The sequence below is a fragment of the Shimia sp. FJ5 genome (assembly GCF_032918335.1).
Classification (GTDB): Bacteria; Pseudomonadota; Alphaproteobacteria; order Rhodobacterales; family Rhodobacteraceae; genus Shimia; species Shimia aestuarii_A.
The window spans coordinates 60,834-78,199 of sequence record NZ_JAWJUV010000001.1 but is presented as its reverse complement, the minus strand read 5'-3'; the positions used below and the strand labels follow the sequence as shown (position 1 = coordinate 78,199).

Sequence of the window (17,366 nt, the reverse complement as noted above, 5' to 3'; positions counted from 1 at the left end):
CAAACCGACCCGCCAAGGGAGTTATCATTCCATGTTGTTCCGTTCTAGCCTTGCCCGCCGGTTTCTGAAAGGGGCCGCTGCCACGCTGGCTCTCGTGGGTCTGACCGCCTGTGTTCCTTCAACGGGACCGGTTATCTCGACGTCGAACCCCGTGCCGGTCGCGCTTCTCGTGCCCTCAGGGTCCGGAGATTCCGGCGATGCCTTGATTGCGCAAAGCCTTGAGAACGCGGCACGCCTTGCAATTTCCGATCTCGACGGGGTCAAGATTGACCTGCGCGTCTATTCTACAGCAGGCAAACCTGCGACTGCCGCCGCCGCCGCGCAAAAGGCTGTCGCGGAAGGGGCGAAGATCATCGTTGGCCCGCTCTACGGGGCTGCCGCGAATGCTGCAGGCAAGGCCGTTGCGGGGAATGGCGTCAACGTTCTGACCTTCTCCAACAACACCGAGATCGCGGGCGGCAATGTCTTTGTCCTCGGGTCGACATTTGAGAACACCGCGAACCGGTTGGTGAACTATGCGACGAGCCAAGGGAAACGCAACATCCTGATCGTTCACGCCGATACTGTCCCCGGACAGGTCGGGCGCAATGCGATCATGGGCGCGATCAACGCCTCTTCTGCGTCGAGCGCCGGCACTGTCGCTTATAAATACTCTCAGGATGGCGTGATCGCCGCCGTGGCCGAGATCAAGGCTGCGGTCGAGCAGAACGCGCCGGACACCATCTTCCTGACGGCCTCGACCTCCGGCGCACTGCCGCTCTTCTCGCAAATGCTTCCCGAAGCCGGAATCGACCCCCAGACGGTGCAGTATATCGGACTGACTCGCTGGGATTTGCCGTCGCAAACCGTTGCGCTGCCTGGCGTACAGGGATCGTGGTTCGCACGCCCCGACGAAGCACTGAGCCGCGCCTATACCGATCGCTATGCCCAAGCCTATGGCGGCCTGCCGCATAACCTGAGCGGTCTGGCTTATGACGGCATTGCGGCGATCGGCGCACTGGTCAAAGCCGGCAAAAGCACCGCATTGACCACAAGCGCCCTAACCCAGGGTGCCGGATTCCAAGGGGTGAACGGTATCTTCCGCCTGCGGTCCGATGGAACGAACGAACGCGGCCTGGCGGTTGTCACGATCCGCGACAAACAAGTGGTGACCCTTGACCCTGCGCCAAAAAGTTTCGGCGGCTTCGGTTTCTAAACCGGACGACCTCCCGCTTCCCGCCCCCTCAACCGATCTCGTCCGCCCCGCAGATGACATCCTTGATCGCAAGGCCCTTCTCGACGCCGTTTCCGGCGCTCGGGAAGCACACGCCGACGACAGGGCCTTTCGCAATGCCGTTGTGAAGCTCTTGCTTGCTGCGCGCAAAGCGGCCAATGTCGAGATCGAGGCAGGTTTCCTTGACCGCCCCCGTGACGCGCGCGCTATGAAAAGCGCCTATACATGGGTCACCGATTGCCTTGTTGGGACGGCGCACCATGTCGCCACGACCTACTTGCATCCGCTTCAGACCCCAACAGAAGCCGAACGGATCGCCCTCTTTGCAGTGGGCGGCTATGGGCGCGGCGAGATGGCACCGCAATCCGATGTCGATCTGCTGTTCCTGACACCCTACAAGATCACCCCCTGGGCCGAGAGCGTGATCGAAACCATGCTCTACATCCTGTGGGATTTACGGCTGAAGGTTGGCCACGCCTCACGCACGGTCAAAGACTGTCTGCGGCTTGGCGGCGAGGACTTCACCATTCGCACCGCCCTGCTTGAGAACCGTTTCCTGCGTGGCTATGCCCCACTTGCAGACGAACTGAATGCGCGTCTCGAAAAAGACCTGTTCAAAGGCTCAGAACGCGAGTTCATCGAAGCAAAGCTGCATGAACGCGACGAGCGTCACAAGAAGCAGGGCGAACGCTACATGGTCGAGCCCAATGTCAAAGAGGGCAAAGGCGGCCTTCGCGATCTGCAATCGCTATTTTGGATCGCCAAATACGTCTACCACGTCCAACAGGCCCGAGACCTTCTAGACAAGGGGCTGTTCCACAAGGACGAGTATGAGCGTTTCGCCGAGGCCGAGAATTTCCTCTGGGCCGTGCGCGGCCATATGCATATCCTCGCAGGTCGCCCTGTCGAACAACTGACCTTCGATCTGCAAGTGCAGGTCGCTGAACGCATGAGGTATCTCGACAAAGGTGGTCGGCGTGCCGTCGAACACTTTATGCAGGACTATTTCCGTCACGCGACCTCGGTGGGAGATCTGACGCGCATCCTATTGACCAAGCTGGAAGCTGACCACGCCAAGGCGGCTCCCCTGATGGAGCGCCTCTTCCGTCGCCGCCCAAGGATCAAACCGGGCTATGAGGTCATCAACAATCGTCTGGCGATCACCGACGAAAAGGACTTCCTTGCTGACAAGCTCAATATCCTGCGCTTGTTCGAGGAAGGGTTGCGCACGGGCCTCTTGATCCACCCAGACGCCATGCGGCTTGTGACGGCAAATCTAGACCTGATCGACGACGAATTTCGCGCCAACAAGGACGCCCAGAAGATCTTTCTCGGATTGCTCCTCAAACACGGCAATCCCGAACGCGCGCTCCGCCGGATGAACGAACTTGGTGTGCTCGCCGCTTTCATCCCCGAATTCGCCCCGGTCGTCGCGATGATGCAGTTCAACATGTACCATTCGTACACCGTCGACGAACACACGATTCAGGTGATTTCAAACTACGCCCAGATCGAACGGGAAGAGCTTCAGGTCGAACTGCCGCTCTCCTCGGAGATCATCAAGACCGGGATCAACCGGCGCGTCCTCATGGTCGCGATGCTGTTGCACGACATCGGCAAAGGGCAAGAGACCGACCATTCTATTCTCGGCGCGCAGATCGCCCGCCGCGTCGCACCTGCGCTTGGCTTGCGCAAAGGCGAATCTGAAACCGTCGAATGGCTGGTGCGCTATCACTTGTTGATGTCCGACACGGCTCAGAAACGAGATATCGCGGACCCGCGCACCGTGCGCGACTTTGCCAAGGCCGTGCGCTCGGTGGACCGACTCAACCTCCTAACGGTGCTGACCGTGTGCGATATTCGCGGTGTTGGCCCCGATGTCTGGAACAACTGGAAAGCCGCGCTCCTGCGCGCACTCTACCGTCAGACACGCGTTGTCCTCGAAGACGGCATGGAGGCCATCAACCGCGAGAACCGCGGAGCCGAAGCCAAGAAAAAGCTTCGCGCGGAACTCAAGGGGTGGTCCGGCAAGGACATCAAGCGCGAAACCACCCGCCACTACGATCCGTATTGGCAGGGCCTGCACATCACTGCCCACAAGGTCTTTGCCGAGCTGCTACGCGATATCGACGACGACGAGGTACGTATCGACCTGCACCCAGACGAGGATCGCGATGCGACCCGCGTCTGTTTTGCCATGTCCGATCACCCCGGCATCTTTAGCCGCATGTGCGGCGCCTTGGCACTGGTCGGGGCAAACATCGTCGACGCCCGCACCTTCACCTCTAAGGACGGCTACGCGACCGCTGCCTTCTGGATTCAGGATGCCGACGGCTCGCCCTATGAAGCCAGCCGCCTCAAACGCCTGCAACAGATGATCGACAAGACCCTCAAGGGCGAAGTGATCGCCACTGAAGCGATCAAATCGCGCGACGTCATCAAGAAACGCGAACGCGCCTTCAAGGTGCCGACGACGATCACCTTCGACAACGAAGGCTCGGAAATCTACACGATTATCGAGGTCGACACCCGCGACCGCCCCGGCCTTCTCTTCGATCTGACGCGCACCCTTGCCAATAACAACGTCTATATCGCCTCCGCCGTTATCGCGACCTACGGTGAACAGGTGGTTGATAGCTTCTACGTCAAAGACATGTTCGGCCTGAAATTCCATTCCGCGTCGAAGCAGCAAGCGCTTGAAAAGAAACTGCGTGAAGCAATCGAGCGCGGCGTCGAAAGGGCTATTTCGTGAAGCCGATCCGCCTGATGCGCGGCTTCCTGACCGTGGGGGGCTGGACGATGGCAAGCCGCATCCTCGGCTTCGTGCGTGATATCCTGATCCTCGCTTTCCTCGGCACTGGCCCTCTCTACGAGGCCTATGTCGTGGCGTTCCGCCTGCCCAATATGTTCCGTCGTTTCTTTGCCGAAGGCGCGTTCAACATGGCCTTTGTGCCGATGTTCTCAAAGAAGCTGGAGGGCGAAGAAGACCCACTTGGGTTCGCCCGCGAAGCCTTTGCCGGACTTGCCACGGTGTTGATCGTCCTCACGCTCCTGGCTCAGTTGGTCATGCCTTGGCTTATCCTCGGCCTTGCCTCCGGCTTTGCTGGTCAAGAGCAGTTCGCGCTCTCGGTGGAATTCGGGCGCATCGCCTTTCCCTATATCCTATTCATCTCACTTGCCGCGCTTTTGTCGGGTGTGCTGAACGCGACAGGGCGCTTCGCCGCTGCCGCCGCCGCGCCTGTGTTGCTGAATATCCTTTTGGTGGCGGGCATCTCTGGTGCCGCATGGCTTGGCCTCGATGTGGCGCGCGCTCTGATCTGGATGATCCCGGTCGCCGGTATCGCGCAGCTTGCCCTTGTCTGGGTCGCCGCCGCGCGCGCCGGTTTCCCGCTGTCCCTGCAACGGCCGCGCTGGACGCCCGAGTTGAAACGCCTCGTGACCATCGCCATCCCCGCCGCGCTCGCGGGCGGTGTCGTGCAGATCAACCTCCTTGTCGGTCAGCAGGTCGCTTCCTATTTCGACCGTGCCGTGGGTTGGCTCTTCGCCGCCGACCGTCTCTATCAACTGCCGCTCGGCGTTGTCGGCATCGCCATCGGCATCGTGCTCCTGCCCGACCTGTCCCGCCGCCTCAAAGCTGACGACGAGGCCGGATCGCGCACCGCCCTATCCCGCGCGGCCGAAATCTCGCTGGCCTTAACGATCCCCTGCGCCGTGGCGCTTATGGTGATCCCACTGCCGCTTGTTTCGGTGCTCTTCGAGCGCGGCGCGACAACCGCCGACGATAGCGCCGCTATCGCGCTTGCCGTTGCGGTCTACGGCCTCGGCCTGCCTTCCTTCGTGATCCAAAAGATCCTGCAACCGCTGTTCTTCGCCCGTGAAGATACCAAGACGCCGTTCCGCTACGCGCTCTGGGCGATGGTGGTGAACGCTGTCGTCGCCATCGGCCTCGCGCCGTTCATTGGCTGGATTGCCCCCGCCATCGCGACAACGCTTGCAGGCTGGGTCATGGTCGCGCTGCTCTACAAAGGCACCCGTCCGATGGGCTACGTCGCCAAGTTCGATGAGCGCCTGCGCCGCCGCCTGCCGCGCATTTGCCTCGCCTCTGCAATCATGGGGGGCGCGCTTTGGGGCCTAACCATCGTCCTTGGCCCGGCGCTTGGCACCGATGGCTGGCGCTATCTTGCGCTCGCGATCCTGATCCTTCTCGGCTCGGTCGTCTACTTCGTCTCGGGGCACATTATTGGCGCCTTCCGCCTCTCCGATTTTCGCCGCGCGGCGAAACGCGGCTGACGCTCGCGTCAGTCGCGCTTGCGCAACTTCTCCACAAGATGCTGCCAGCCGCCAGGCGCGAGGACAAAAGACATCAGGAATCCCGCTGCGAAACCACACACATCCGCAACCCAGTCCTTGTTGCCGCCGAAGAGCAAACCAAAGAGAAGCTGAATCCCCAAAAGAAAACCGATCATCGTGAAAGCCCGCGCCTGATTGGCGCCCAACTGGCCAAGCCGCGTCCAGAGCAGGAAGGTAAACGCTCCGATCAACCCATACACGCCGGGGAATGCCCCAAAGAGCGGCTGCGACGCCTCGAGGATAAGCGCGTAGCCAAGTGCACCAACGATCCCCGACAGAACAAAAATCGCGAGTGTCGCGACCCCCGAAAACACCTCGCCCACCATCTTGCCAAGAGCGAGAAGCATCACGCTGGCAAATGCCGCATGGGTAAAGCTGCCATGCACGAATAGATAGGTCACCGTGCGGATCACATGCTCTACCGGCCAGATATTGTTGACCAGCATCCAGCTAAAAATCTCATCTGCAAACGCATATCTCTGTAGCGCCGAGACGCGCCAGCCGATCGCCGCCGGCCCACCGACAACTCCTTGCGCGCCAAGCGTGAAGACGATCTCGATCCCCGCGATCAGCAGGAAAAGCGCGACCACGACAGGCGGCAGCGGATTGATCGGGTGCGAATGCTCGGGCTGGGACATACCTGCTCTCCTTGACGGGCTTTTGCCCCATCGGTAAGGCAACGACACCCATAAATCCAGACGGAGTATTCCTCATGAACGAGGCGGTCCAAACGTCCTCTCAATTCACCCCGCGGGTCTTCTCGGGCATCCAACCCTCGGGCAACCTGCACCTCGGCAACTATCTCGGTGCGCTCAAGCGCTTCGTAGATATGCAGAGCGATGATACGGAAACCCTCTACTGCATGGTCGACATGCATGCGATTACCGTCTGGCAAGACCCTGATGACCTCCGCCATGCCACGCGCGAACTCTGCGCCGGGTTCATCGCCGCGGGCCTCGATCCGACAAAATCGATCCTCTTCAACCAGAGTCAGGTTGCTGAACATGCCCAACTCGCATGGATCTTCAACTGTGTCGCGCGGATGGGCTGGATGCAGCGCATGACCCAGTGGAAGGACAAGGCGGGCAAGAACCAGCAGAACGCCTCTCTCGGCCTCTTGGCCTATCCGGCGCTGATGGCGGCGGATATTCTTGTGTATCACGCGACCCATGTGCCCGTCGGTGAGGACCAGAAGCAGCATCTCGAGCTGACCCGCGACATCGCGATCAAATTCAACCATGACTATGGTGTCGAGCATTTCCCGATTACCGAGCCGGTCATCGAAGGCGCGGCGACGCGTGTCATGAGCCTGCGCGACGGGTCCAAAAAGATGTCGAAGTCCGATCCCTCGGATGCCTCCCGGATCAATATGACCGATGACGCCGACACCATTGCTAAGAAGATTCGCAAGGCCAAGACAGATCCCGATGCCCTACCCTCCGAGGCCAAGGGGCTTGAAGAGCGTCCCGAGGCGCGCAACCTCGTCAACATCTACGCCGCGCTCGCGGATACCACTGTTGATGCGGTGCTCGCGGATGTGGGCGGCAAGCAGTTTTCGGAGTTCAAACCGATCCTCTCTGAACTCGCCGTGGAAAAGCTCGCGCCGATCTCGACCGAGATGGCCCGTCTGATGCAGGAAAAGGACGAGATCGACCGCATTCTCGCCTCCGGCGCAAGCCGCGCCCGCGAAATCGCTGCACCGATCCTCAAAAAGACCTACGAGATCGTCGGCATGGTCGGCGCCTGAGGCGCTGACCACTGATCTTCTTCAAACAGCCATGATCAGGCGGTGCTTCAGCATCGCCTGAATGATCTTGCTCACCGCCTGAGACAGATCCTCCCGTGGCTGCTCTGGGAAGGCGGCGGCAAGTGTCTGCGTGATATCTTCTTGCGTTGTCGGCTCCAACAGAAGCGTCCAGATCCCGGTCGTCACCCCGTTGAACGCATGCATGCCCGGTCCCTCGGCGCAGGCGACAAAGACATCCTCTTGAAGCTGAGCCTCGTAGACCGAAGGATTACGTTGGTAGGTGTGATCCCCCGCAACGGCCTTGTCCGTTGTGTAAACTGCATGGCTGTCTGGCGGCAGGTTCGACGGATCAACCCGTGCTGTCGCCCCCCGGGGGTTCGCATCGCACCACGCTTTGAGGTAGGCCGCCGCCTCTTCGCCGTTGCTGTATCGCAGACGAAGGCACTGTGACGTCTCAACCAGCCCGTTGAGCATAGCCAGCACGCGCGCCGGGTTCATGCTGCGAGAAAAATTCTGCCGGATAAGCCGCCGCATGACCTTGGAGGAGGCGACTGGCTCAAGCTCCGCCTCTCCCTCCTCCCGGCGATCCAGAAGGATGATCGTAGAAATGGGCAGCGTCTCACCATGCGGCGCCAGCTGACCGTCGGGAAGGTCAAGGTAGAGATACTGCTGGTTTCGCGGCCCCGCATGATGCTCCATCCATCGCACGAGACCCTGCGAAAACTCTTTAGGCAATGGCCGACGCAACCGGGGCGCCGCACCGTTTGCAATGCCGCGCATCGCGCCATCCTTGCCGAGGCGTAAAGGCAGGTAGTCATCCGTAAAGACATGCGCGCCCAGTGCAGCAAGACAGGCCGTCAGTGTGCTCTTGCCGGCGCGCCGTTGATTGGGGAACAGCATAAGGCTCCCCTCACGCTCAATCGCGGCACCATGAAAGCACAACAACCCCTGTTCAGCGCGAATTCGCGACCAGGCCAACTCTGCCAACAAAGTGCAGGCAGCATGGAGTGGATCCGAATGGGACTTCGAAAGGTCGTAGTGATCGGAAGAAAAGCAAAATCTCCCGTCCCTCTGTGACACGGTGAGCGTCGGAACGTCCATTCCGCCTTCAACAGGTGCGTAAGGCCAGTCACTGAATATCTCTGGAAGAAGAGAGACGACCGCGTCGGCACCTTCAAAAACAACCGGGCCGTCCGTGCCCGTGAAATAGAAACGTTGCGTCGCCGTCATCGGAAACAGTCTCAAATAATCGGATGCCCGGCACCAGCGATTTCTGGCCCCGGGCATCCTCTTTTCTCAGATCACTCTCAACTTAGTGCATGTCCTGCGCGGCGTCGCTTGGTCCGGACGCGGTGGACCCACCGTCATCGGAACCATCATCGGACTCGCCACCGGAAGCGCCGTCATCGGCACCCGAGGCGCCATCGTCGGACTCGCCGCCCGAAGCCCCATCATCACCGCCAGATGCGCCGCCGTCGTCACCACCCGATGCGCCACCATCGCCGTCTCCGCCCCCGGAACCACCGCCGGAGCCACCGCCGGAGCCACCACCGTCACCGCCACCGGAACCACCACCGTCACCACCGCCGGAACCGCCTCCGCCGTCGCCACCGCCGCCGTCACCGCCACCGGACCCTCCGGATGCGTGTGCCATGCTCAGCGTCGTGAAGGCCGGTGCAGCATAGATCGCTGTCGCCCCCAAACCGAGTTTGGCAAGGAATTTGCGGCGATCAACCGCCTCTGTTGTAGTTTCTTCGTTCATGTCGTCCATGATAAGCTCCTCCTTCGGTGGGTATCCCACTCCTGCTTGAGACGAAGTTTCTTGCGAAACAAATAGCTCTTCCTGAATGTGACGTTACGGCATGTAAATTTAGAAATCTGTTAAAAATGTGTCACATTCAAATCTTGCGCGGAATTTCGCGAGAGGTGAGCCAATTGTTGCTACTTCAATCACTGCGGGATCTATCTTCCGGTTGAAAATGTGCCCTTGATAGATGAGTTCCCGCCTCCGGGTGTCATGAACTTGAATCAATAAAACGCTACCCTTGCCTCAATCGCACCCCGCGAGAATTTCTGAGTTCTGTGATTTGAGTTCCAAACCATTCGCCCCCGGTCTTCCCCAGGCCCGGGGGCTTCCCTTTGCCTCTGGACCTCCCGACAGGCCGCGACTAGCATCCGCCGGAGCGAGCGAGGGAGACCAGCATCAATGGCAATCAGCAACACAATCAGAACCTATTTCAACGGCACATGGCATGATGGCGACGTGCCCGTCATGCGCGCCGCAGACCATGGCGCATGGCTTGGCACCACGGTGTTCGACGGCGCACGATATTTCGAGGGCATGTCCCCTGATCTCGAACCGCATCTCGCGCGCATCAATCGCTCGGCCAAGGCGCTGATGCTGACGCCGACGGTCTCGACCGAGGACATGCTCGACATCGCCCGCGAAGGCCTTTCCGCCTTCGGTCCCGAGGATGCTGTCTATATCCGTCCTATGTATTGGGGCATCGACGGCGATATGAGTGTCTCCGCCATCGCCCCGACCGAAGAGGCGACCGGCTTTGCCCTCTGCCTAGAGGCCGTTCCCATGGCCCCGCCCGAAGCCTCCACGACCCTAACGCGGACCCGGTTCCGCCGCCCGGTGCTCGATTGCGCCGTGGTCAACGCCAAGGCCGGATGCCTTTATCCCAACAACGCCCGAATGCTTGTCGAGGCGCGCTCCAAAGGTTTTGGCAACGCGCTCGTGGCCGACGCGATGGGCAATGTCGCCGAAAGCGCGACGGCGAACGTCTTCATGGTCAAGGATGGTGAAGTCTTTACGCCCATTGAGAACGGCACCTTCCTCGCCGGGATCACCCGCGCGCGCCACATGTCCAACATGCGCGCCGAGGGCATGAAAGTGCATGAAACCGTGCTCACCTTCGAAGATTTTGAAGATGCTGACGAGGTTTTCCTCTCTGGCAACTTCTCCAAGGTGACGCCAGTAACGGCCTTCGACGACCGCCAATATCAGATTGGCCCCGTGACCCGCCAGGTGCGTGAGATGTATTGGGACTGGGCGCGCGCCACGGCATGAGCCCATCGGGGATCTCGCATCAGACGTTGCCTGATCCCCGACCATGCGCCATGATTGCGCCAAGGGAGACCATCAGATGCGCAAATTCCTCGTCGTTCTCGATGATAGCCGCGAATGCCTGAACGCCATGCGTTTTGCCGCCATGCGGGCGGCGAATACGGATGCAGGCGTGCAGATTCTCTCTATCATCCCGCCAGACGAGTTCAACCACTGGATCGGTGTCAGCGACATCATGCGCGAAGAGGCCCGCGAACGCATCATCGCCCATTTCGAGGTCTTCGCCAAATGGATGCGCGATCGGCAAGGCGTGGACCCCGAGTTGGTGATCCGCGAAGGCGAAGCGGTGAAGGAAATCCTTGGCCAGATACAAGATGATCCGCAGATTGGTGTTCTCGTGCTTGGCGCTGGTGTCGACAAGAAAGGCCCCGGCCCGCTTGTCAGCCAATTGACAAAGACCTCTGGAAACCTGCCGGTTCCGATCACCATCGTGCCGGGCGATATGTCCAAGGAACGGCTCGAGTCGATTACCTGACCTGTCGCACCCAGTTTAGAATCATTCCAAACCTTGACTATCCGGGTTCGGAGGCGCATATCTCAAGACGAGATAGAAAAGGTGCATCCGCTATGTTTATTCAGACCGAATCCACGCCGAACCCCGCAACGCTCAAGTTCCTTCCGGGGCAGACCGTGCTTGAAGCAGGCACCGCTGATTTCCCCTCCTCCGAAGGTGCCGAGGCGTCGCCTCTGGCGAGCCGTGTTTTCGCGGTCAAGGGTGTTTCTGCCGTGTTCTTTGGCACCGATTTCATCACCGTGACCAAGGAAGAGGCGGTCGAGTGGGACCACATCAAGCCCTCGATCCTCGGCGCTATCATGGAGCATTTCCAATCCGGTCAACCGGTCATGGCCGGTGCGGCCACCGCCGCCTCCGGGCATGCCGATCATGACGGCCCCGACTCCGAAGTTGTTGGCCAGATTAAGGAACTGCTCGACACCCGCGTACGTCCCGCCGTGGCCCAAGACGGTGGTGACATCACGTTCCACGGTTTCGACCGCGGTGTTGTCTATCTGCACATGCAGGGCGCCTGCGCGGGCTGCCCCTCTTCGACCCTGACGTTGAAGATGGGTATTGAGAACCTCCTGCGTCATTACATCCCGGAAGTCACCGAGGTGCGCCCGGTTGCCGTCTGATCCTCTGATCCTCGGCTTTGACACATCGGCGGCGCATTGCGCCGCCGCTCTGCTTTGTGGCGGCCGCATTCTCGCATCTGCCCATGAAGAGATGAAACGCGGACAGGCCGAACGCCTTTTTCCGCTACTGGAAGGCGTGCTAGCCGAAGCTGGGGTGGCATGGTCTGACCTGTCGGCCATCGGCGTCGGCATCGGCCCCGGCAATTTCACCGGTATCCGCCTTTCGGTCTCTGCCGCGCGCGGCCTTGCCCTCGCACGCGCCATCCCGGCTGTCGGGGTGTCGAGCCTCGACGCCCTAGCGCATGGCGCGAACGGCCCCACGCTCACCTGCCTCGCCGCGCCCCGCGATCACGCCTATATCGCAGGACATCGCATGGCCAAGGCCGTCGCGCCGTCGCTGGTCTCCATCGCTGACATCCCCGCCTCCCTTGCCGAACCTGACCTGACCTGCATCGGCTCTGCGTCCGCCCCCGTGGCCGCCGCGCTTGGCGCCGCTGAGGCTGTACCGGCCTACCCGACCGCAGAAGCCATCGCCCGCATCGCGGCAGGCCGCTGGCAGGACACCCCAGACCGCCCGGCCCCGCTCTACCTCAAGCCCGCCGATGCCGCCCCGGCCCGCGACGCCGCGCCGGTCATTCTCTGATGACACCCGACGACCTCGCCGCCCTCCATGCCGCGGCCTTCACCCAAAGCCGTCCTTGGAGTACCGAGGAATTCGCCGCACTTCTTGCCTCGCCCCATTGCTTTCTCGTCGCCCAAGGACAGAGCTTCGCTCTGGGTCGCGCCATCGCCGGGGAGGCCGAACTTCTCACTATTGCGACCCATCCGAAGGCTCGGCGCCAAGGCCTTGCCCGAGCGTGCCTCTCGCAGTTCGAAACCGCCGCCCGCGCGCGCGGCGCCAATAGCGCCTTTCTCGAAGTTGCCGCCGACAACCCGGCAGCCATCGCGCTCTACCGGGCAGCGGGCTTTACCGATGCCGGGCAACGCAAAGGCTATTACACGCGCCCCGACGGACCTGCAGTTGATGCGTTGATCCTGACCAAGCCCTTGGAGCAACATGCCTAAGCCGTGACGGAAATCTGAGATTCTTCCGGTGCCCCAATCTCTTGCCCTGTTCACATATTGCATTGCCGTCGCCCCTCCCGCAAAGTGAAGCTATGCAAATCTACCTACCGATCGCCGAAGTCTCCGTTAATGCCTTCCTGCTCCTCGGGCTTGGCGGCATTGTCGGTATTCTCTCGGGCATGTTCGGCGTCGGCGGTGGATTTCTGATCACGCCGCTTCTGTTCTTTGTCGGCATCCCGCCCGCCGTCGCCGTGGCCACCTCCGCGACCCAGATTGTCGCCTCTTCGGTCTCAGGGGTGCTGGCCCACCTCAAAAGGCGATCCGTGGACCTGAAGATGGGCCTTGTCCTGCTCGCTGGCGGCCTTGTCGGCGCCGCCCTCGGCGTGTTGGTCTTCAATTACCTGAAATCACTGGGTCAGGTCGATCTACTGGTGAAGCTCTGTTATGTGGTCTTCCTCGGCATCATCGGTACACTGATGTTTATCGAGAGCGTCAACGCGATCCGAAAATCGCGCCGCAACGCCCCCGTCAAGCGACGCAACCATAACTGGATTCACGGCCTGCCATTTAAGATGCGCTTTCGCGTTTCCGGCCTCTACATCTCTGTCATTCCACCGCTTCTCGTCGGCCTGAGCGTCGGTGTCCTGGCCGCAATCATGGGGGTCGGTGGCGGCTTCATCATGGTGCCCGCCATGATCTACCTTTTGTCCATGCCAACCAAGGTCGTGATCGGCACATCGCTTTTCCAGATCATCTTCGTGACCGCCTTCACGACGCTCCTGCACGCCACGACAAACTACACGGTCGACATCGCCCTCGCGGTGCTCTTGCTGATCGGTGGCGTCATCGGCGCCCAGTTCGGAACCCGTATCGGCACCCTTCTCAATGCCGAGCAACTACGCATTCTGCTGTCGCTCATGGTCATTGTGGTCTGCGGCAATCTCGCCCTTGGCCTGCTGCTTCAACCGGACGAGCTTTTTAGCATCGGCGCGGTCGGAGGCCACTGAGATGCGCGCGATCCTTGCCCTTTTCCTCTTATTCGCCGCGCCGCTCATGGCCGAAGAGGTCGTGCTTGGCCTTAGCAAGAAAAACGTCTCGATCACCGCGAATTTCGACGGTTCCGAAATCCTCATCTTCGGCGCCGTCAAGCGCGAGACCCCGATCATCGAAGATCCGCCGCTGGATGTGGTGATCGCCGTCTCCGGCCCCTTGCAGCCCCTGACCGTGCGCCGCAAGGAAAAACGGTTCGGCATCTGGGTCAACACCGAGAGCGTCGAGATCGACGCCGCTCCAAGTTTCTATGCCGTCGCCACGAGCGCGCCCTTCCGCGAAGCCCTGACTGACGTCGAAGATCTGCGCCACAAGGTCTCGATTCCGCGCGCCATCCGCTCGGTCGGCGCGCCCTATAACGTGCAAGACTCCGCCGCATTTACCCGCGCTGTGATCCGCATCCGAACAGAGAACGGCAATTATCAATTGCGCGAAAACGCTGTCTCCCTTGACCAGCAGACCCTGTTCCGGACCTCCATCGACCTACCCGCCAACCTAACTGAAGGCGACTACGAAACCCGTATCTTCCTCACCCGTGAGGGACAGGTCGTGTCGAAATTCGAAACCGTGATCGGTGTGCGCAAGGTCGGGCTGGAGCGTTGGCTCTATACCTTGTCGCGCCAACAGCCGCTTCTCTACGGGCTCTTGTCACTCTTCATCGCCGTGACCGCCGGTTGGGGTGCCTCGACACTTTTCCGCATCCTACGCCAAGGCTAGCGCGCGAGCCCTACCCGCGCCCGATATAGGGCATCTTCGTCGCCATCACCGTCATGAACTGCACATTCGCGTTGAGCGGAAGCTCTGCCATATGCAGCACCGACCGCGCCGCGTCTCGCACGTCCATTGTGGCATTGGGCGGCTGCCCGGCCTCGATCAACCGCGCATTCAACCCGGCGACCATGTCTGTCTCGGCATTGCCGATATCGATCTGCCCACAGGCAATATCGAGCGCCCGCCCATCAAGCGACAGGCTCCGCGTCAACCCGGTGATCGCGTGTTTGGTCGTGGTGTAGCTAACCGATCCCTCGCGCGGCACATGCGCCGAGATTGACCCGTTGTTGATGATCCGTCCGCCGCACGGGCTCTGCACCCGCATCCGGGCAAAGGCCTCACGGGCACAAATGAACATGCCGCGCAAATTGACATTCACAACCGCATCAAAATCTTCGACCTCTATTTCGTCAATCGCCCCCGGCGCGCCAAACATGCCGGCATTGTTGAAGAGCGCATCAATCCGCCCGGCCTCCGCCACGAAGCGCGCGAACACCTCCCGCATCGCCGCCACATCCGTCACATCACCGGGAAGCGCCATCGCCCCCTTATGCGCCGCGGCCATCGCCTCGAGCGGCTCTGCCCGCCGCGCCACAAGCCCCACGCGCCAGCCCGCCTCGAGGAAAGCTTCCGCAGTCGCCTTTCCAATGCCAGAGCTCGCGCCCGTGATCAGGATCGTCTTCATGCCGCGCCTTCTTCTTCTGCTTCCAGTGTGAGCGGAGCCGGAGCCACCGCGAGGTCATCCGTACCGAGAGGATGCGTAGGACGCGCCAAACGGTTGCGCACCACCCAATGAAGCCGTTCCGACGCCCGCGTGATCGCCACATAGGCCAACCGTTTCCAAAGTGGCTGCCCTGCTTCGACCCGGCCCATCCGTGCCGCCGCATATAGATCCGGTGCAAAGACCTGCACGTTCTCCCATTGCGAGCCTTGCGCCTTATGGATCGTGACGGCGGCCCCATGCAAGAACGTCGCGCCCATGCGGGCCGCATAGGGGATAAAAGGCTCTTCCTCATCCGGTTTCTCGATCTTCACAATCGACGCTGCCGACACGCGCGGGTCTTCCGCCCCGATCACATGCAGCCGCGAAAACCCCGGCTTGCGTCCGGGCCCGAGATAGATCACCTGCGCCCCCTTGATGAGACCCCGCGCCTCGAGGTCGAGCCGCTTCTTACGGTGCTTGAGTGGCAGCTCAATCCCATCACATATGAGCGGCTCCCCCTCAAGAAGCGCATCCTCGGGCGCGCCATGCACCTGCCGGAACGCATTGATGAGACGAATGCGCGTCGCATTGCGCCAGACGAGCACCGGCGAACGCGCCATGAGGTCCACCTCGACCCGCTGCCCCCAGACCACTCGGTCATCGCGCTTGGCCGTTTCCTCGACAAGCCGCTCGAACTCCTCGAACCCCAGCGCCGGATCGCCGAGCGCATGCGCAAGGTCAAGGATCGGGCTATCGGCATCCTGCCGGTGCACCCGGCTCAGCTCGAGCTTGGACGGCGCGGGCATCGCGTCAAACACCATGCTTCCAGACTGGTTCACCGGGGCAAGCTGTGCCGGATCTCCAAAAAGAAGCAGCGTCGGAAAAATCTCTTTCAAGTCCTCGAACTGGCGATCATCCAACATCGACGCCTCATCGACGAACCCGATATCGAGCGGTTCATCGCGGCGCTTCCATCCGGTGATGAAATCCGACCCGCGCAGTCCCGCCGCGGCAAGCGCGCCAGGGATCGACTTGTGCAACTGGTAAAAGGCCTGCGCCCGCGCGAGCGCCTCTTCGGTGAGGCCCTCGATCTCTGGCTTGTCGCCATTGCCGACAAGCCACTCCGCGATGCGTTCGTATTCCGGGTCGTAGACGGGGGTATAGATGATGCGGTGGATCGTCGTTGCAGGGACGCCGCGCATCCGAAGCACACTCGCCGCCTTGTTCGTCGGCGCAAGAATGGCCAACGTGCGGCGATCCTTGCGCCGCTTGCCTTCATAGTCCCCCGAAACGATATCCACGCCTGCCGCTTCGAGCGCCTTGACCAATTCGGCAAGCAGCAGTGTCTTGCCCGACCCCGCCTTGCCAAGCACCGCGGCAAGCGCCTGTTTGCTCTCGCGTGGCGGTGTCAAAATCCCGTCGTCGAGATCAACGCCCACCCCGCGCAGAAGCTCGGCGATCGTGTCATAGGCTTCGGCCTGGTCATGCGAAAGGGTCAGCGCGTTTGTCATGCGCTGACCCTACCGTTGCCCCGGTCCAAGCGCCAGCGGCTTTGCCTGCCCTCAGGCTGTTTGCGCGAGGGTCTGACGGCACTCACCGCCAAAGGCTCGTTCAAACCACATCCGCGAAGTCTCGGGCGCGATCCCGGCACGTTCTGCGACGGTTCGGCGCGCGGCTTCGCAGAAACCCCAGAGGCCGACACTGATCCTGTCGCGCCCTTCGCCTTGCGCGCCGATGATCTCTGGCGACGCGCCGATCATCCGATAGATCCGCACCATCCGCGCATCGAAAACACCCACGTAGTGCTCGACACCAAACCCCGCCATGACCTCGCCGCCGCCAAGCATCAGCGCGGCTGCCGTCTTCGGCTCGCAATCACGCGCCAGACAGAACCGCGTGCATTCCCAGATGAAAGGTGAGGTGATCCGAACCCCGTTGGTCAGGTCAAGGAAATGATCGTTGACCATACACGGCCCCGTGGTCGGCAAAAGCCGCATGGAACCGCCATGAGTCCCGTCTGGCTTTTCCCATAGGACATAGAGAGGGTTCATTTCATCATAGGCGTCACGTTCTTCCCCCGTCGGATCGACCGTCACATCCCAACCGAGACGCGTCTTGAACTGATCCGCACGGTCAAGAAACATGCTGCGTTTCAGCTTGGGGAATCTGTCGATTTCATCGCCATAAATAAACCGGAGCATTC

General features: G+C 61.1%; 17 protein-coding genes. 11 read left to right on the top strand and 6 right to left on the bottom strand.

Annotated elements, in window-relative coordinates:
* Positions 1 to 31 precede the first annotated feature (31 nt).
* Genes R1W01_RS00455 through murJ form a run of 3 tightly spaced genes read left to right on the top strand, consistent with a single transcriptional unit; the run spans position 32 to position 5,503 of the window.
* Positions 32 to 1,195: a penicillin-binding protein activator gene (locus R1W01_RS00455; protein ID WP_297756538.1), complete on the top strand. Its 1,164-nt coding sequence runs from the start codon at positions 32 to 34 to the stop codon at positions 1,193 to 1,195.
* Complete coding sequence (locus R1W01_RS00450; protein ID WP_411028129.1) at positions 1,155 to 3,965, top strand: [protein-PII] uridylyltransferase; 2,811 nt, start codon at positions 1,155 to 1,157, stop codon at positions 3,963 to 3,965. The genes R1W01_RS00455 and R1W01_RS00450 overlap by 41 nt, the downstream gene beginning before the upstream one ends.
* The gene (gene murJ, locus R1W01_RS00445) at positions 3,962 to 5,503 is read left to right on the top strand and encodes a murein biosynthesis integral membrane protein MurJ (protein ID WP_297756539.1); all 1,542 of its coding nucleotides are present in this window, start codon (positions 3,962 to 3,964) and stop codon (positions 5,501 to 5,503) included. Before R1W01_RS00450 ends, murJ begins: the two co-directional genes overlap by 4 nt.
* 8 nt (positions 5,504 to 5,511) lie before the next feature.
* Here murJ and R1W01_RS00440 read toward each other — a convergent pair whose 3' ends face one another.
* Positions 5,512 to 6,201 carry a rhomboid family intramembrane serine protease gene (locus R1W01_RS00440; protein ID WP_297756540.1) on the bottom strand — a complete coding sequence of 230 codons (690 nt, stop codon included), beginning with the start codon at positions 6,199 to 6,201 and terminating at the stop codon, positions 5,512 to 5,514.
* Between the two features lie 74 nt (positions 6,202 to 6,275).
* Here R1W01_RS00440 and trpS point away from each other — a divergent pair, with 74 nt between their 5' ends.
* Positions 6,276 to 7,310 (top strand): tryptophan--tRNA ligase, encoded by a 1,035-nt coding sequence (gene trpS / locus R1W01_RS00435; RefSeq protein WP_297756541.1) that lies wholly within the window; start codon positions 6,276 to 6,278, stop codon positions 7,308 to 7,310.
* A 21-nt stretch (positions 7,311 to 7,331) separates the two neighbouring features.
* Here trpS and R1W01_RS00430 read toward each other — a convergent pair whose 3' ends face one another.
* Positions 7,332 to 8,597, bottom strand: a complete 1,266-nt coding sequence (locus R1W01_RS00430; RefSeq protein ID WP_317275003.1) for a PqqD family protein — start codon at positions 8,595 to 8,597, stop codon at positions 7,332 to 7,334.
* A gap of 25 nt (positions 8,598 to 8,622) precedes the next feature.
* Positions 8,623 to 9,081: a hypothetical protein gene (locus tag R1W01_RS00425; RefSeq protein ID WP_243611477.1), complete on the bottom strand. Its 459-nt coding sequence runs from the start codon at positions 9,079 to 9,081 to the stop codon at positions 8,623 to 8,625.
* Positions 9,082 to 9,516: 435 nt separating this feature from the next.
* Between R1W01_RS00425 and R1W01_RS00420 the strand changes: the two genes are divergently transcribed.
* The 7 genes from R1W01_RS00420 (at position 9,517) to R1W01_RS00390 (ending at position 14,406) form a co-directional block, all read left to right on the top strand.
* Positions 9,517 to 10,386, top strand: coding sequence for a branched-chain amino acid aminotransferase (locus R1W01_RS00420; protein WP_243611478.1), 870 nt, complete (start codon positions 9,517 to 9,519; stop codon positions 10,384 to 10,386).
* A gap of 76 nt (positions 10,387 to 10,462) precedes the next feature.
* On the top strand, positions 10,463 to 10,918 hold the full coding sequence (locus R1W01_RS00415; RefSeq protein ID WP_243611479.1) for a universal stress protein: 456 nt from the start codon (positions 10,463 to 10,465) through the stop codon (positions 10,916 to 10,918).
* 92 nt (positions 10,919 to 11,010) lie between these two features.
* Complete coding sequence (locus R1W01_RS00410) at positions 11,011 to 11,574, top strand: NifU family protein (RefSeq protein WP_243611480.1); 564 nt, start codon at positions 11,011 to 11,013, stop codon at positions 11,572 to 11,574.
* Positions 11,564 to 12,217 (top strand): tRNA (adenosine(37)-N6)-threonylcarbamoyltransferase complex dimerization subunit type 1 TsaB, encoded by a 654-nt coding sequence (tsaB, locus tag R1W01_RS00405; protein ID WP_297756543.1) that lies wholly within the window; start codon positions 11,564 to 11,566, stop codon positions 12,215 to 12,217. The genes R1W01_RS00410 and tsaB overlap by 11 nt, the downstream gene beginning before the upstream one ends.
* Positions 12,217 to 12,639 carry a ribosomal protein S18-alanine N-acetyltransferase gene (gene rimI, locus R1W01_RS00400; RefSeq protein ID WP_297756544.1) on the top strand — a complete coding sequence of 141 codons (423 nt, stop codon included), beginning with the start codon at positions 12,217 to 12,219 and terminating at the stop codon, positions 12,637 to 12,639. The genes tsaB and rimI overlap by 1 nt, the downstream gene beginning before the upstream one ends.
* Positions 12,640 to 12,731: 92 nt before the next feature.
* A complete protein-coding gene (locus tag R1W01_RS00395; protein WP_243611483.1) occupies positions 12,732 to 13,646 on the top strand; it encodes a sulfite exporter TauE/SafE family protein in 915 nt (304 codons plus the stop codon).
* A gap of 1 nt (position 13,647) precedes the next feature.
* Complete coding sequence (locus R1W01_RS00390) at positions 13,648 to 14,406, top strand: TIGR02186 family protein (RefSeq protein WP_297756545.1); 759 nt, start codon at positions 13,648 to 13,650, stop codon at positions 14,404 to 14,406.
* A 10-nt stretch (positions 14,407 to 14,416) separates the two neighbouring features.
* Here the strand turns inward: R1W01_RS00390 and R1W01_RS00385 are convergent, their stop codons facing one another.
* Genes R1W01_RS00385 through R1W01_RS00375 form a run of 3 tightly spaced genes read right to left on the bottom strand, consistent with a single transcriptional unit; the run spans position 14,417 to position 17,364 of the window.
* Complete coding sequence (locus tag R1W01_RS00385) at positions 14,417 to 15,145, bottom strand: SDR family oxidoreductase (RefSeq protein WP_297756546.1); 729 nt, start codon at positions 15,143 to 15,145, stop codon at positions 14,417 to 14,419.
* Entirely contained in the window at positions 15,142 to 16,674 is a 1,533-nt protein-coding gene (locus R1W01_RS00380; RefSeq protein ID WP_297756547.1) for an ATP-dependent RecD-like DNA helicase, read from the bottom strand. The genes R1W01_RS00385 and R1W01_RS00380 overlap by 4 nt, the downstream gene beginning before the upstream one ends.
* Before the next feature lie 51 nt (positions 16,675 to 16,725).
* Complete coding sequence (locus tag R1W01_RS00375; protein WP_297756548.1) at positions 16,726 to 17,364, bottom strand: acyl-homoserine-lactone synthase; 639 nt, start codon at positions 17,362 to 17,364, stop codon at positions 16,726 to 16,728.
* Between the last annotated feature and the right edge of the window lie 2 nt (positions 17,365 to 17,366).

What these genes read in the sequence shown, in the direction of transcription:
- R1W01_RS00455 (WP_297756538.1), top strand. Translation starts at nt 32, where the DNA reads ATGTTGTTCCGTTCTAGCCTTGCCCGCCGGTTTCTGAAAGGGGCCGCT.
- R1W01_RS00415 (WP_243611479.1), top strand. Translation starts at nt 10,463, where the DNA reads ATGCGCAAATTCCTCGTCGTTCTCGATGATAGCCGCGAATGCCTGAAC.
- rimI (WP_297756544.1), top strand. Translation starts at nt 12,217, where the DNA reads ATGACACCCGACGACCTCGCCGCCCTCCATGCCGCGGCCTTCACCCAA.
- trpS (WP_297756541.1), top strand. Translation starts at nt 6,276, where the DNA reads ATGAACGAGGCGGTCCAAACGTCCTCTCAATTCACCCCGCGGGTCTTC.
- R1W01_RS00420 (WP_243611478.1), top strand. Translation starts at nt 9,517, where the DNA reads ATGGCAATCAGCAACACAATCAGAACCTATTTCAACGGCACATGGCAT.
- R1W01_RS00390 (WP_297756545.1), top strand. Translation starts at nt 13,648, where the DNA reads ATGCGCGCGATCCTTGCCCTTTTCCTCTTATTCGCCGCGCCGCTCATG.
- R1W01_RS00440 (WP_297756540.1), bottom strand. Translation starts at nt 6,201, where the DNA reads ATGTCCCAGCCCGAGCATTCGCACCCGATCAATCCGCTGCCGCCTGTC.
- R1W01_RS00385 (WP_297756546.1), bottom strand. Translation starts at nt 15,145, where the DNA reads ATGAAGACGATCCTGATCACGGGCGCGAGCTCTGGCATTGGAAAGGCG.
- R1W01_RS00375 (WP_297756548.1), bottom strand. Translation starts at nt 17,364, where the DNA reads ATGCTCCGGTTTATTTATGGCGATGAAATCGACAGATTCCCCAAGCTG.
- R1W01_RS00380 (WP_297756547.1), bottom strand. Translation starts at nt 16,674, where the DNA reads ATGACAAACGCGCTGACCCTTTCGCATGACCAGGCCGAAGCCTATGAC.
- R1W01_RS00425 (WP_243611477.1), bottom strand. Translation starts at nt 9,081, where the DNA reads ATGGACGACATGAACGAAGAAACTACAACAGAGGCGGTTGATCGCCGC.
- R1W01_RS00410 (WP_243611480.1), top strand. Translation starts at nt 11,011, where the DNA reads ATGTTTATTCAGACCGAATCCACGCCGAACCCCGCAACGCTCAAGTTC.
- R1W01_RS00395 (WP_243611483.1), top strand. Translation starts at nt 12,732, where the DNA reads ATGCAAATCTACCTACCGATCGCCGAAGTCTCCGTTAATGCCTTCCTG.
- R1W01_RS00430 (WP_317275003.1), bottom strand. Translation starts at nt 8,597, where the DNA reads ATGCCCGGGGCCAGAAATCGCTGGTGCCGGGCATCCGATTATTTGAGA.